Annotated in this window: 15 protein-coding genes and 2 pseudogenes; 4 read left to right on the top strand and 13 right to left on the bottom strand. The window is 64.1% G+C overall.

Annotated elements, in window-relative coordinates:
- Nucleotides 1–8: 8 nt before the first annotated feature.
- From ACG873_RS22085 to ACG873_RS22060, 6 genes and pseudogenes are all read right to left on the bottom strand, one after another.
- Nucleotides 9–1,083 (bottom strand): annotated as a pseudogene (locus tag ACG873_RS22085) (alpha/beta fold hydrolase).
- Between the two features lie 80 nt (nucleotides 1,084–1,163).
- Entirely contained in the window at nucleotides 1,164–1,760 is a 597-nt protein-coding gene (locus ACG873_RS22080; protein WP_394887622.1) for a tetratricopeptide repeat protein, read from the bottom strand.
- Nucleotides 1,761–1,818: 58 nt separating this feature from the next.
- Nucleotides 1,819–1,944: a type B 50S ribosomal protein L36 gene (gene ykgO / locus ACG873_RS22075; protein ID WP_047568381.1), complete on the bottom strand. Its 126-nt coding sequence runs from the start codon at nucleotides 1,942–1,944 to the stop codon at nucleotides 1,819–1,821.
- A 209-nt stretch (nucleotides 1,945–2,153) separates the two neighbouring features.
- Nucleotides 2,154–3,287 (bottom strand): 5-(carboxyamino)imidazole ribonucleotide synthase, encoded by a 1,134-nt coding sequence (locus ACG873_RS22070; protein WP_394887620.1) that lies wholly within the window; start codon nucleotides 3,285–3,287, stop codon nucleotides 2,154–2,156.
- Nucleotides 3,233–3,698 (bottom strand): annotated as a pseudogene (gene purE / locus ACG873_RS22065) (5-(carboxyamino)imidazole ribonucleotide mutase). Before purE ends, ACG873_RS22070 begins: the two are co-directional and overlap by 55 nt.
- A 117-nt stretch (nucleotides 3,699–3,815) precedes the next feature.
- On the bottom strand, nucleotides 3,816–4,019 hold the full coding sequence (locus ACG873_RS22060) for a YdcH family protein (RefSeq protein ID WP_008834854.1): 204 nt from the start codon (nucleotides 4,017–4,019) through the stop codon (nucleotides 3,816–3,818).
- 240 nt (nucleotides 4,020–4,259) lie between these two features.
- On the opposite strand from ACG873_RS22060, the gene ACG873_RS22055 reads away from it, so the two are divergent.
- Nucleotides 4,260–4,439 carry a YdcH family protein gene (locus ACG873_RS22055; protein ID WP_008834853.1) on the top strand — a complete coding sequence of 60 codons (180 nt, stop codon included), beginning with the start codon at nucleotides 4,260–4,262 and terminating at the stop codon, nucleotides 4,437–4,439.
- A gap of 143 nt (nucleotides 4,440–4,582) precedes the next feature.
- Here ACG873_RS22055 and ACG873_RS22050 read toward each other — a convergent pair whose 3' ends face one another.
- The 3 genes from ACG873_RS22050 to ACG873_RS22040 form a co-directional block, all read right to left on the bottom strand.
- Entirely contained in the window at nucleotides 4,583–4,846 is a 264-nt protein-coding gene (locus ACG873_RS22050; protein WP_394893646.1) for an ArsR/SmtB family transcription factor, read from the bottom strand.
- 30 nt (nucleotides 4,847–4,876) lie between these two features.
- Nucleotides 4,877–6,124 carry an MFS transporter gene (locus ACG873_RS22045; protein WP_394893645.1) on the bottom strand — a complete coding sequence of 416 codons (1,248 nt, stop codon included), beginning with the start codon at nucleotides 6,122–6,124 and terminating at the stop codon, nucleotides 4,877–4,879.
- Nucleotides 6,125–6,203: 79 nt separating this feature from the next.
- Complete coding sequence (locus ACG873_RS22040; RefSeq protein WP_394887618.1) at nucleotides 6,204–6,398, bottom strand: DUF1192 domain-containing protein; 195 nt, start codon at nucleotides 6,396–6,398, stop codon at nucleotides 6,204–6,206.
- 102 nt (nucleotides 6,399–6,500) lie between these two features.
- Here ACG873_RS22040 and ACG873_RS22035 point away from each other — a divergent pair, with 102 nt between their 5' ends.
- Together ACG873_RS22035 and ACG873_RS22030 are read left to right on the top strand one after the other, a co-directional pair.
- The gene (locus ACG873_RS22035) at nucleotides 6,501–7,511 is read left to right on the top strand and encodes an NAD(P)H-quinone oxidoreductase (RefSeq protein ID WP_394887616.1); all 1,011 of its coding nucleotides are present in this window, start codon (nucleotides 6,501–6,503) and stop codon (nucleotides 7,509–7,511) included.
- Between the two features lie 75 nt (nucleotides 7,512–7,586).
- Entirely contained in the window at nucleotides 7,587–8,471 is an 885-nt protein-coding gene (locus ACG873_RS22030; RefSeq protein WP_394887615.1) for a hypothetical protein, read from the top strand.
- A 61-nt stretch (nucleotides 8,472–8,532) separates the two neighbouring features.
- Here the strand turns inward: ACG873_RS22030 and ACG873_RS22025 are convergent, their stop codons facing one another.
- A complete protein-coding gene (locus ACG873_RS22025) occupies nucleotides 8,533–10,734 on the bottom strand; it encodes an esterase-like activity of phytase family protein (protein WP_394887613.1) in 2,202 nt (733 codons plus the stop codon).
- 217 nt (nucleotides 10,735–10,951) lie between these two features.
- Between ACG873_RS22025 and ACG873_RS22020 the strand changes: the two genes are divergently transcribed.
- Entirely contained in the window at nucleotides 10,952–11,641 is a 690-nt protein-coding gene (locus tag ACG873_RS22020) for a DUF1013 domain-containing protein (RefSeq protein WP_394887611.1), read from the top strand.
- A 144-nt stretch (nucleotides 11,642–11,785) separates the two neighbouring features.
- Here the strand turns inward: ACG873_RS22020 and ACG873_RS22015 are convergent, their stop codons facing one another.
- From ACG873_RS22015 to ACG873_RS22005, 3 genes are all read right to left on the bottom strand, one after another.
- Complete coding sequence (locus ACG873_RS22015; RefSeq protein ID WP_394887609.1) at nucleotides 11,786–12,130, bottom strand: hypothetical protein; 345 nt, start codon at nucleotides 12,128–12,130, stop codon at nucleotides 11,786–11,788.
- A gap of 618 nt (nucleotides 12,131–12,748) precedes the next feature.
- Entirely contained in the window at nucleotides 12,749–13,459 is a 711-nt protein-coding gene (locus ACG873_RS22010) for a helix-turn-helix transcriptional regulator (protein ID WP_394887607.1), read from the bottom strand.
- A 37-nt stretch (nucleotides 13,460–13,496) separates the two neighbouring features.
- Nucleotides 13,497–13,871 carry a VOC family protein gene (locus ACG873_RS22005; protein WP_394887605.1) on the bottom strand — a complete coding sequence of 125 codons (375 nt, stop codon included), beginning with the start codon at nucleotides 13,869–13,871 and terminating at the stop codon, nucleotides 13,497–13,499.
- Nucleotides 13,872–13,893: the final 22 nt, after the last annotated feature.

Genomic DNA, 13,893 nt, shown 5'->3' with positions numbered 1-13,893 from the left:
GCTATTCGCTATTCCGGCGCCAACTCCGGCTCCGCCGTCGGCGCCTTCTCGTTGATGCAGACGCCTTCGCCGGAGCGGTCGGCGGCGATCCGCGCCTCTACCACACGGGCGGCAGCGGGAAGGTCGCGATCGATCCCGGCGGCTTTCTCGATCGCCGCGACAACCAGGTCGCGCGCGATCCAGTCCGGCTTGTGGCCGAGATTCTTCACCCACACGAGTTCCGCGCCGGGGATGTCGCGGGCAAGCCCCACCGAGTGCAACTCCTCATAGACGACGGTGTCGTAGTCGCCTGAGATGATCACTGTCGGAGCCGCGATCTCGCGGTAGCGCAGCGCGGCTTCCAGCACATGGCGGTACAGCCCCTCGACATCGACCGCGTTGGAGCGGAAGGCGCGGGGTCTCCAGAACCAGCGAGATCGCCGCATCGTCGAGATAGGCCTCCGGCACCGGATTGGGCGCGAAGACGCAGGTTGCGGACTGGACGATGCGCCGCGAACCCATCGGGTTTGCCAGGGTTTCCGAAAACAGCAGGCCGAGCACGGGGATCGTCGTCAGATGGTAATACCAGGAAGTCTTGCCGCCCGGCCACGGATGGGTGGCGGCGGCGGCGAACGCTAGCCCGCGCGTCTTCTCAGGATGGCCGAGCGCGAATGCGGCAGCGATCGAGCCTCCAAAGGAATGCCCGACAATAATCGCGTTCCCGATGCCGAGCTGGTCCATCAGGGCTGCGATCGTGGCGGCCTGCGCAGGTGGGCTCTCATTGTTGCCTGACCCGCGGCCCGACCAGCCGTGTCCGGGACGGTCGAGAAACAGCATCTCCGCCCGACCCTCCAGGAGCGGCTTCAGCGGTATCATCTGGTCTCGGAGATTGGCGCTGGCGCCGTGGATGAAGACAATCGGCGGAAGGTCGGGATTTTCCGGCGCAGGCACATGGACGTAGTGCAGGCGGGCCCCGTCGATTTCGGCGAAACTGCCCACGGGAGGATTGCGGCGTTCGATCAGCCACGTTCCGATGCGAGTGACGCCGGCCAGAACCAGCATCAGCGCGAGCAGAAAGGCGACGAGGGCGTAGATCAGGTTCACGCAGGAGATGTTCGGCCGGAGGGAGCGGAAACGGGAGCTGAAATCGAATCGAAACGAATATGCGTCCTCGCCGGGACGCCTCAGATGCCTTCGCCGGCGAGTTCTTCCGAAAGGGTTGCGACCTCGTTCTGGGCACTGCGCATCATAGGATAGATGTCGAGAACCCGCTGGTATGCTTCAAGCGCCAGTTCCTTGCTGCCGCGCTCCTTCATGATCTGCGCCATGCCGGCCAGCGCGCCGAAATGGCGCGGCTCGAGCTGCAGCGTGCGGTCGATGTCGGCCATCGACTTGCCGAAACTGCGCATCATGAAGTGGACGGTGGCGCGGCGATTCCAGCCCTCGGCGAAATCGGGCGACAGCGTCACTACCTGGTCGAGGAAATCGAGGGCGACGTCGAACTTCTCCGCCTCGATGGCCTTTTGCGACCAGAGCATCATCAGATCGATGGACGCGCTGCCGGAGTGGTTCCACTCCTCGAAAATCCTGGAGGCGATGCGCTCGGCCGCCTTTTCGTTTCGCTGGCGCTTCAACTCGCCATACAGCGTTTCGAGGCGGTTTTCGGGCTTCGCGACGGCAACTGGTTCAGTGGGGGGAGGAGCCGCCGTTTCGGCAGCGCTGGCAGGTGCTAGCGCGATCGTAAGGGCAACTGCTGGCAGAAATGCAAAAAAGTTCCGCATGCGCGGAATCTAACCCCGCGCCGCAGAACGTCAAACTGAATTTCGCGTGAAGGCGCGATCAGCCCTGGCGAGCCTTGTAGCGCGGCGCGGTCTTGTTGATGATGTAGACGCGGCCCTTGCGGCGAACCAGCTGGTTGTCGCGATGGCGACCCTTGAGGGCCTTGAGCGAGTTTTTGATCTTCATGGTCTTGCCTGTCGAATGGGGCCTTATCGGGCCTAACTAAAAGACGCGCCCAAGAGCGCGCCCAAATTCGTGACTGGCTCATAGACGAGGTGGCTGGCGTGTGTCAACCGCCCGCTGCGACTTGTCATGGTTCCGGGATCGAGCGCTTCCCACTCAGCAACCATGCGGCGCCACTTCGCGTGTGCGTGCGGAATAATCGACACAGCCAACTAAATGCCCCTCGGCTTCAGCCGCGTGAAATGACCCATCTTGCGGCCGGGGCGGACCTCGGACTTGCCGTAGAGATGCAGGACAAGGTCGGGCTCCGCCAGAAGCGCTTCGGCGCGGAGAACATCGTCGCCGATAAGGTTTTCCATCAGGCAGTCGGAATGGCGCCGCGTGTCGCCGAGCGGCAGGCCGGCGACCGCGCGGATATGCTGCTCGAACTGCGAGACGGCGCACGCGGCCTCGGTCCAGTGGCCGGAATTGTGAACGCGCGGCGCGATCTCGTTGGATAGAATGCTGCCGTCGGGCAGCACGAAAAGTTCGACGCCGATGACGCCGACATAATCCAGCGCCCGCAGGATCGCGAAAGCCGCCTCGACCGCCGCCTTTGCGGTGTCGGGCCGGATCGAGGCCGGCACGGTGGAGGTGTGGAGGATGCCGGCGCGGTGGATGTTTTCCGCCGGATCGTAGGCGGCCGACGCGCCGTCGGCGCCCCGCGCCGCGATCACCGAAATTTCGCGCTCGAATGAAACGAACGACTCCAGAATGAGCGGAACGCCGCCCATCGCGTCGAAAATGCCTGCGACATCGCCGGCAAACTCGCGGAAGACCCGCTGGCCCTTGCCGTCATAGCCCATGCGGCGTGTCTTCAGTATTCCGCTGCCGCCGAACGCCGCCAGCGCCGCCGCCAGGTCGCGGTCGTTATCCACAGGACGGAAATCGGCTGTGGATATCCCGATGCCGTTCAGGAAGGTCTTTTCGGCGAGGCGGTCCTGGGCGACTTCAAGCGCGCGGGCCGGCGGGTGCACCGGCACGGCCGCAGCCAGGAATTTCGCCGCTTCGACCGGAACATTCTCGAATTCGTAGGTGACCACGTCGCAAGCGGCAGCCAATTCGGCGAGTGCGGCGCGATCGTCATAGGCGGCAGCGATCTGCCGGTTGGCGGTCTGCGCGGCCGGGCAGTCTGCCTGCGGTTCGAGAATAATCGTTCGGTAGCCGAGCCGGGCCGCCGCCATCGCCAGCATGCGGCCGAGCTGGCCGCCGCCGATGATGCCGATGGTCGAGCCTGCTACGAGGGCTTGCGTCACGATGCGTCCGTGGGGGCGTCGGCCACCTTCGCCGTCTGAGCGGCCCGCCATGCATCGAGCCTGGCTGCGAGTTCCGGGTCGCCGAGCGCCAGCACGGCGGCGGCCAGCAGCGCTGCGTTGATGGCTCCGGCCTTGCCGATGGCGAGCGTGCCAACAGGAATTCCGGCCGGCATCTGGACGATGGACAGTAACGAATCCTGGCCGGAAAGCGCCTTCGATCTCGACCGGCACGCCGAACACCGGCAGTGGCGTCAGCGCTGCGGTCATGCCGGGCAGGTGGGCCGCGCCGCCGGCGCCGGCGATGATGATCTTGAATCCCGCCGCCTTGGCGCCCCGGGCAAAATCGTAGAGGCGCTCCGGCGTGCGGTGCGCCGAGATGATGCGCTTTTCGTGGGAGACGCCGAGCGCTGCGAGCGTTTCGGCGGCATGCGACATGGTCGCCCAATCTGATTGGCTGCCCATGATGATCGCTACGTCGGCGCTTCTGCTGCTCAAACTCGATCCCCGGCCGGTTGAAGGGTGGCGAATAACGGAAATCCGCGCCTGCCGCAAGGACAGCGCCAGCCTCTCGCCGCCCTGTCAGGCGATGATATCAGGGATTATCTTGTCTTCGAGCTTGGAGAGCCTGTCCTTCAGGATCAGCTTCTTTTTCTTCATGCGCTGGATCTGCAGCGGATCACAGGAGGTCGCGATCATGGCGTTGATCGCGGCGTCGAAGTCCGCGTGTTCCTGCTTCAGCTTCGCAAACTCAAGACGAATCTCGGTCTGTTCCTGGTCCGACATTATGTACCGTCTGTAGGGTTCCGGCGCCCACGTTGCGCCAATCAGGGCGGGTCCGGAGGACCAAGCCGCCCGGCGCGCAGCCCTTAGCACATTTCGAGCTTTCAGGAAATCCTACGAACACGCATTCGACATCCAAACCATCTGGTGGCACACTGTCATCGTACCGTCATGGAGCGCCCAGCGGTGGACGCGCCCGTGACGCGTATTGTCCGAGGAAATCCATGAAAGGGAGAACCAATCATGTCTCTTGCAAACCATCTTGAAGAGCTGCAGCGGAAACACGGCGATATCGAACGCGAACTCGACCAGGCGATGACCCATCCTTCCGTGGACGACCTGGAAATCGTGACTCTGAAGCGGCGCAAGTTGGCACTCAAGGACGAGATTGAGAAACTGAAGGCAAATCCCACGAAACATTAAGGCTGAAGACAGCGCGCCCATAAGGCGCGGACAGCTTGCCGGCGGCACGCCGTGTCGCCGGGGCTATTATCTTGTCATTCAGGCGCTGCCGGTGCGGGTGACAGGGCTGTGATTTTTGCGGCGGAAAACCGTCCCGCGGGCGTTCAAGCCTGCCAGAACTGATCCAGCCAGATATTGAGCTTGAGGAAACCGTGTTCGCTGACGGCATAGACGCGGCGCGCGCCCTCGGGACGGGCATTGACCAGTCCGGCGTCGAGCAGGACCTTCAGGTGCTGCGATACGGCGGGCCTCGAGACCGGCAGACCTAACGCCAATTGCCCGACGGTCTTCGGGCCGCGGCGCAACTCCTCCAGGAGATGGCGCCGGTTGGGATCCGCAATGGCCACGAAAGCATCTGTCAGGATCATCGCTCTTTGTGAGGCAATAATCGCCAAATCTCAACTGTCTTGTTCGGCCGGCGTGCGCGGGTCGAGCCGCACTGCCTCGGGCGTCACACCGCGCTCGGAAGGCAGCGTCTTGAAGGCTTCGCGGTCCTCTACCGGGACCGGCGCACGGCGGCCGATGCGAAGCACGGTGTAGCCGGCAAGCGTGAAATGGGCGAGCGCGGTGGCCAGGAACAGGCTCTCCGGCCGCATCGAGCCCATCAGCACGGCGCCAATCACCGGACCGATCATGGTCCCGAAGCCGTAGAGCAGCAGCAGGCCACCCGAGACCTTGACAAAATCCTCCGGACTGGCGTGGTCGTTGGCGTGGGCGACGGCGAGGGAATAGAGCGTGTAGGCAAGCGCACCGTAGCAGGCCGTCATTGCGATGACGAAGACGCCCGAGCGCGGCGTCGCCACGAAGACCAGGAGCGCGAACACCGCCGATCCCAGCGAAGCGGCGGCGAGGACGAAGCGGCGGTCGGTCTTGTCGGAAACCCGCCCGACTGGCAATTGCATGGCCGCGCCGGCGACCACGACGAGGCTCATCATCAACGCGATCTCGGGGGTCGAGATGCCGATCCGCGCGCCATAGACCGCCCCGAGCGTGCCCCATGCCCCATTGGCGATGCCGATCAGCACGCAGGCGACGGAGGCGACAGGCGAATTGGCGTAAAGCCCCTTCAGATCGAGCGACACGTCCTGCAGCGGCTTGGGGGTTGCGGCGGTCGAAACCGCTGTCGGGATGAGCGACAGGCAAAAGAAGATGCCGGCCACCATGAACAGCGAGGCGGATTTCACGTCGCCTGCTGCCACGATCATCTGCCCGGCCATGATGGAAGCGTATGTGACCATCATGTAGAGGCCGAACACGGTGCCGCGGTTCTCGTTGGTGGACTTCTCGTTGAGCCAGCTTTCGATGACCATGAAGGCGCCGGCCATGGTGAAGCCGGTGAAGGCGCGCAGCACGATCCAGGCGGGCTCGTTGATGAGCAGTCCCGTCAGCAATGCGACGATCGCGCCGGAAGCCGCGAATGCACCGAAGGCGCGGACATGGCCGGCGCGCCGCACAAGGCGCGGCGCAAAGAAGCAGCCGGCGACGAAGCCGCCCGCCCATGCGGTTCCCAAAAGGCCGAGCACGGCCGTCGAAAACCCTTCCTCCTGGCCTCTCAACGGCAGAAGCAGTCCGTGCAGGCCGGACGCCGCAAGCAGGAAGGCCGTGCCGCGCAGGAGCGAGAGGATCGGTCGGTAGGCGGCGAACATGAACATGCGCTGGTCCGGCTGGAGGAGAATCAGCCCCGAACATACCGCCCTTTGAGGCGTTCCGGCGGCGGCGGTGCGACTATCGACGGTTGAAAAGCGCTTCCGCCGCGCTCTTGGTCGCGCTCTTGGCGTTCAGTTCGGCTTCCAGCCGGGCGATCTCTTCGCGCAATAGCCCGATCCGTTCGGCAAGCTCCGAGACGGACAGCAGCGAAAGATCCTTGCCGATCTCGTGCCTGTTCGCGGGCTTTTTCGGTTCGTCCTCGAAGATCGCCATCGTCGCATCTCCAATTTGCCTGATTGGCCGCCAGACTACATAACAGGCGGGCGGCGATGCAATCGCCCGCGGGCAGGGCCGACCCCAAAGAGGATGCCTAGAATGGCTAACGGAGACAAGATACCGGCGAAAATGACGGCGGTGGCGATTTCGCAGCCTGGAGGGCCCTTGGTGTTGAAGCCCGAAAAGCGCGACGTGCCGGAGCCCGGCGAAGGCGAGATACTCATTCGCGTGCGCGCCGCCGGCGTCAACCGTCCCGATGTGCAGCAGCGCAAGGGCGCTTATCCGCCGCCGCCGGGCGCATCCGATCTGCCGGGCCTGGAGGTGTCGGGCGAGGTTGTCGCGGTCGGCCAGGGGGCCAGGCGCTGGCGGCCGGGCGACGCGGTCTGCGCGTTGACACCGGGGGGCGGTTACGCCGAATACGCCAAAGTGCATGAAAGCAACGCGCTGCCCGTGCCGCAGGGCTTTACGCTCACCGAGGCGGCGGCGCTGCCGGAGACCTTCTTCACAGTCTGGCACAATGTGTTCGAGCGCGGCGGCCTGAAGGCCGGCGAAACGCTGCTCGTCCATGGCGGCTCGTCGGGCATCGGCACTACGGCGATCCAGCTCGCCTCTGCCCTCGGCGCCTATGTGATCACGACTGCCGGCTCGGCGGAAAAATGCGAGGCCTGCCTGAAGCTCGGCGCCGACCGGGCGGTCAATTACCGCGAGCAGGATTTCGTCGCGGCCGTGAAGGAAGTGACGGACGGGCGCGGCGCCAACGTCATCCTCGACATGGTCGGCGGCGACTATGTCGGGCGCAATTACGATGCGGCGGCGGTCGAGGGCCGCATCGTCCAGATCGCCACCCAGGGTGGAGCGGTGGCGAGCGCCGATTTTTCCAAGCTGATGGTCAAGCGGCTCGTGCATACCGGTTCGACGCTCAGGCCGCGCACCGTCGAGTTCAAGGGCCGGATCGCGGCCGCCCTCGAGGCCCAGGTCTGGCCGCTGCTGGCGGCGCGGCGGGTGGTCCCGGTCATGGACATGATTTTTCCGCTCAGGGAAGCCTGGCGGGCGCATGAGCGGATGGAGGAGGGCGAGCACATCGGCAAGATCGTGCTGGATGTTGCATAGGCAACCGGGAGCGCCTTGACGCGCCTCCCGCCGCCGCTAGGTAGATCGGACAGCCATCCGCCGGCAGGGAATCCGATGCCGATCACGCGTAGGCAATTTCTGGCCGTCGCAGCATTGACTGTCTCGGTTCGGGAACCGAGGGCTTACGCGGCCGATCAGGAGCAGGCGGTCTTTTGGCGCGCGGCCATGCCCGGCCGGAACGCGAACGTGCTGTTCGGTTATGCGCGAATTGATGCTTCGCTCGTCCCGGACATTGTCAGCGACGGCAAAAGGCTGATCGATGAAACGCAGCGTATCATCGCTGCCTTCCCCAACGTCGAGATGACCGCCTGGGATCTGCCGCGAAGAACTCTGCCTCCGATATGGAAGAGCATCAGCCGACCCGTCGCCGATGAGCTCCGCGCGGCCCTGGCCGGGCTTCCCGACGGCGTACCCATCGAAGAATTGTCGGGAATCGAGGTTTCCTGGCTTCTGATGGGCGAGGGTCAGACCCCGCCGAACCCCTATCTCGGTGACGTGCTCGCGCGGCATTCCAGGTCGCGCGGTCGCCCAGTAGCCTTCCTCATCACCGAGAAGGAGATACGGGAGCAGTTTTGGCTTCCGCGCGACCCCATCGTCTTAAACGACACTATCGACGAACCGAAGATCGCCTTTCTCCTTGATGTGCGCCGGCGCGTCGGGCCCATCGGCGCCCATCTGGAACAGCTCTATCGCGCCAGGCGGGGAGAGGAAATCTATCGCTTTACCGCCGAAATTGCCAACCAGGGCATACCCGATCCCTCGACGTTTATCGAGGAAGAGAAGGCTGGAGCACTGGCGTTCGATCGTCTTCTTGGGTTGCTTGACTCCACGGATGCCCCGACCGCCTTCGTGGTCCTGCCCATCGGCATACTCACGGGCGAAACCGGCATACTGCCGCGGCTGCGCGCCCGCGGCTGCACCGTGACGCCTATCGTCTGATGCACGGTAGCGGCCTCCTCTCCCCTGTTGCGAGGGGGAGAGGAAATCACGGGCTCGGCGTTCAGTTCACCGCTTCGATGTTGCCGAGGCGGATGAAGAGGGTTTCGCCGGACGAATCGTCGGCGCCGTCATTATCGGTGACGACGAAGGCTTCGCCGCCGGCGTCGATGGTGAAACCCTCGACCTTGTCTGCGACATAGCCGTTGGCGGCTGACTTCAGATCGTCGATCAGGTCGCGAACCAGCGTCTTTTCGACTAACGGCAATTCGCCGCCGAGTGCGGCCGGCTTGAAGGCGTCGAGCGCCACGCTGTAGACGCGCTTCACCTTGGCATCTGCGCCGATCAGATTGTCACGCTCGACGATATAGAGCTTGCCGTTGTGGGCGGTGATTTCCGACAGGCCGATCCAGCCCGCGCCGGCAGCTTCGAGCGGATAGCGCACGGCCGACCATTCCTTCGCCTTCGGCTTGTAGGCGAGAAGCTTGACATGGCCCTTGGGATCGTCCTTCCACTCGCGCTGCATGGCCATCACAAGCATGAGGTCGTCGCCTTCGCCGATGGTGGTGATGCCCTCCAGCCCGAAGCGGATTTCATGAGCCAGAAGTTCCGCCGGAAAGGCGATCTCCTGCTTGATCTCGCCCTTGTCGTTGACGCGGATGATGCCGTGCGGGGTCAGCTTGTCCGAATTGCCCTCCGATGCCAGCCAGAAGCCGCCCTCGCTATCCGGCGCGATGCCTTCGAGATCGAGCTTTTGGGCCGGCGAGCCGTCGCGCGTGACGATCGTCTTTGCGGTGATCAGCGCCGGCGTTTGCGTCGTGTCGACGGTGAAAATCGAAGGCGCGGAGCGATAGACCGAGTCCGACACGGCATAGAGCTTGCCGGCATCCTTCGGATCGGCGGCGAGCCCCGAAAGCGCGCCCCAGCCGAGCGGCGTGCCGTCATCGGTCAGCGACGCCGTGATCTGCGGATATGCCGCCGCACCCTCGGCGCGCTCGTAGATCATGACATGCGAGCGGGCGAGGCCGTCTTCGACAAGGTCGGTCTCGTTAGCCGTGACCAGGAGGTTGCGCGAGGGGATGGCAACCAGGCCTTCCGGGCCGACGCCGGAAGGCAGAAGCTGGAGAAGTTCCGGGGCTGCACCCGCGTCCTTGTAGACGCCGATCAGCGAGGCGCGTTCGAGCGCCACGAAGAACAGCTGCTCGTCGCCGAATTTGGCGGCTTCCAGGCCTTCCGGCTCGACGCCCTTCTTGTTGCGGGCCTCCGGATAGTGGCCGACATTGGCTGCGGCGTGGTCGAGGGCGTTGCCGGCCTCGAACAGCACCTTGCCGGCCTTGTCGAAGATGGTGAAGCCGCGCGAACCGCCCTTGTAGTCCCCCTCATTGGCGATGACGAGGCGATCGTTATCGAGCCATTTCACCGCATCGGGTTCCCGCGCGACGTCTTCCATCTTGCCGGTGAAGTTCAGCGCACCGTCCTTTTTCGTGTCGATGTTTTCGAGCGAGGTGGCACCCGCCGAGAAATGCGTGGTGACCTGGCCTGTCGCGGCGTCGACGATGGCGATGTGGTTGTTTTCCTGCAGCGTTACCGCGATCTCGCCCGCTTCGTTGAAGGCGACGAATTCCGGTTCCGGATCGTCGCCGGCCACTTCGGCGAGGCCGGTCAACGTCACGGTCTTCATCGTTGCGCAGTCGGGCAGGCCGGCCGAGAGCGTGAATATCTTCAGGTCGCCGGCCGGCAATTGCGGGATCTCGCCATCGTTCAGCTCTTCGTCACGCTCGTTCTCGATGGCGACTGCCAGGAATTTCCCGTCCTTGCTCAATGCAAGCGAATCCGGCTGGCCGCCGAGATCGCAAGTGCTCTCGATGGTTTTCGAGGCGAGGTCGATGACGGCAAGGTTCCCGGAGGGGGCGGCCTTGCTTTCCGACGTGCTGATGCCGGCCAGCACTTTGACTCCGGAAACAACGACCGAGGTCGGTTCGCCGTCGATCTTCACCGTGCCGGCGGCTTTCGGAGCTTTCGGGTCAGTGATGTCGATGAAGCCGACGGCTCCAAACGGGCTGTCGGAATAAACCAGCGTCATGCCGTCCTCGCTCGCTGCGATGATTTCGGAGGAGGTCGGCTTGGTCCGGTCGGCGTCGGCCGGTAGATTGTCGGCGACGGCGAAGGTGGCGATCCGGTTGAACATCATCTCGGCATGGGCAGGCATCGCGACGGACGCCGCGAATGCGGCGGTCAGGGCGAAAAGGCGGGAATGGCGGGGCATCGAAGACCTCTCCTGTTCGATAGGGTGCGGTCTTGCTTTGAGCGCCTGATATTTCAGCGGGATGACGCTTTCGCGACGGTTCCACGACAGCCGCGGCTCCGGCGAAGATTTCTTGCCCCGGGCCGGAAACAGCGTTATATACGCCCCGAATTCCCATTTCCGGTGGTCTGACCACCGCCCGCGCACGGGACGCGGGCGAACGAGAGGATATTATCTGATGGCCAATACGCTTTTGATGCCCAAGGCGACCGCAGTCTGGCTGGTCGACAATACTGCGCTCTCCTTCGAGCAGATCGCGCAGTTCTGCGGCCTGCATCCGCTCGAGGTGAAGGCAATCGCCGATGGCGAATCGGCGCAGGGGATCAAGGGCATGGATCCGATCATGACCGGCCAGCTCAGCCGCGAGGAGATTGCCAAGGCCGTCGCCGATCCGAACCACCGGCTGAAGCTGCTCGACCCGAAGGTGCGCGTGCCGGAATCGAAGCGCAAGGGCCCGCGCTACACGCCGCTGTCCAAGCGCCAGGATCGCCCCAACGCAATCCTCTGGCTGGTGCGCAACCATCCCGAATTGAAGGACGCGCAGATTTCGCGGCTGGTTGGCACGACCAAGTCGACCATCGACCAGATCCGTGAACGCAAGCACTGGAACTCGGCCAGCCTGGTGCCAATGGACCCGGTGACGCTCGGCCTCTGCTCGCAGATCGACCTGGACATCGAGGTGCAGCGCGCCTCGCACGGCAAGCAGCCGGCGGCTCCGACCGGCGACACGCTGCTGCCGGCCTCGATGACCGAGCGGCTGACGCCCGAGACCGAGAAGCCGAAGGACGAGGACAAGGAACTCGACGCCAACGCCGTGTTCGCGAAGCTGACGGCGCTGAAGTCGAAGGACAAAGAGGAAGACGAGTAGTTTCGTCTCCTTTTTCCAGGAGAAGTTTGCCAAAACCGCCTGTCCACGTGCCTCCTCCACCACGCTTTCGCGTGGGCCCTCCACCGCCGAGGGCGATGGAGGGGCCTGTGCAAGGAGATAGAGGCCGACGGGGTCTCCTCTGTCTTAAAACATCTCCGCCAGCGGCGCCTGTCTGGTGTGGCCGGCGGGGAAGGGCCTGAACGGCAGTTCGCCGAGCGACTTCTCGGCGAAGAGCGCGGCGCGGATATCCTCCGGGTCGGCGCGCATCAGGAAGCAGATCATGCCCATCGCCAGCGCCTGCGAGGGCGGCGTGTCGGTGAGGCCGGTTTCAGGCGACAGGCTGTCGCCGGGGAGCATCGCAGCCAGCTGGTGCGCCAAAGCGACAAGGCGGTCCAGGGCGACTTGGCATTCGGGGCTGAATTCGATCTCGGGTTTTGTCTTCCGGGTCATGCGCTTCTTCTCGAAGCCGGGGTGTGGGAAGCGGCGCATGGCAGCGACGCCTAATCAATTTAATTTAGTGACGCGCTGCCATGCGCCGCCGGCGTTTTCTCCCCTTGCCGCTCCCGGCCCATGCCCTGTCCCGGTATTCTGGGACAAGGAGCGGGCGCACAGGTTCGACCCGGGGCCGGAGCGCCCCGCACGACCATGCGGGGAACATCTCCGGCGCCACACTTGCCTGGATGCCGGTCGTGCACACCCGTTCCCACCAGCAAGCTGCGGGATGGAGTATGCGGGCATCAGGGGAGGGTGTGGAAAAAAGCGAGCGCGAAAAAAGCGAAGAAATCGTGCAAGACGTTGATTTCAGGGCGTTAAAAATTTTGTGGGAGCGGGAATTTGTTCCCTGGCAAGCGCCTCTCACGACCGATCGGCACGGATCGGGCCGTTGCTGGTTCTGAACCGCCGTACCCTTGCGGCAGTGCTTCGGCGGTCCAGAATCGAACAGCAAGGTCCGCGCCGTCGCCCTCCTGCATAGTCTCAGCTGTCCCGACCGTCACGGCATGGGTCCTCGGCACGCGGTAAATCACGAGCGCTACGAAGAAGAAGGGCCGCACCAATCGCCGTCCTGCATTTCGGCTGGCGTCCGAAAAGTCACGGCATGGGTCGCAATCAAGTCTGCGCCGCCCGGTCGCCGGATTCTCCGCCGCGCTCCATGGTGCGGTAGAAATCGGTCAGCGTCTTGCCGCGCTCGGGCTTGAAGGTGCGGTCGGCGGGGTTCACCGTGGCGATCCGGTCGATGCGGAAAGCGCGAAAATCGTTGCGCATCTCGCACCACGCGACAAGCGTCCAGACCTTGCCCCAGAACCACAGGCCAAGTGGGCGCACGTCGCGCACCGAGCCGCGCCCGGCCTCGTCGTGGTAGTCGAGCGTAAGCACCTGGCGCTTTTCGACTGCTCGCTCGATCAGATCGATGTTCACGCGGTCGGCATCGCTGACCACCCACATCGGCGTATGGATCTCGGTACGGGCGATGCGGTCCTTCTCGGCGTCGGGCAGGACCGCGCCGATCTTGACCAGCGCCTCGTCGGCGGCGCGCGCCATGGCCGCGCCGCCAAAGGCCCTGACCATGCGGGCGCCGGCGACCAGGGCAACGATTTCATCGCGTGTGAACATCAGCGGTGGAAGGTCGAAACCCTCTCTCATAATGTAGCCGACACCGGCTTCGCCATCGATAGGGACACCGGTCGACTGAAGGTCGGCGATATCGCGGTAGATCGTTCGCTCGGAAACCTCCAGCCATTGGCCGAGCTTCTGCGCAGTGACGAGCCGGCCACCGCGAAAGTGCTGGACGATCTGGAAAAGTCTGTCTGCGCGCCGCATGTGCTAACCTGCCAATCCGCAGTCCTTCATCTATCACCTACTTCACGAACAAGCCAAAACTGTTGCCGTCCGGGTCGAGGCAGTATGCGAAACGCCCGGCGGGAATCTCGATGACCGGCGAAACGATCCGGCCGCCATTTCCGGTCACGCGCTCCATTGCCGCTTCGATCGGCGCAGCGACTGAAAGATGGATGGTCGGGCCTGTTCCAGCAGCCGCGGGCTTGCCTGGATATACGTGGCCGGCGACCGAGTCCCGATCCCTGGCGACGAACATTCCCATCGGATTCGGCCCGTCCTCGTTCAGCGAAAGCTCGTTTTGAAGAACGGCGCCGTAAAATATGCGGGCGCGCTCCATGTCGGTTACCGGGATCTCGAACCAGACGGCGGCGTGGGCAGGTACATGGGCGTTCATATGTCTTCTCCCTCGATCGGTC

This window comes from Allomesorhizobium aridi, assembly GCF_043769475.1.
Classification (GTDB): Bacteria; Pseudomonadota; Alphaproteobacteria; order Rhizobiales; family Rhizobiaceae; genus Allomesorhizobium.
Note: the sequence above shows the minus strand (reverse complement) of the source record. Positions and strands in the feature narration are given on the sequence as shown.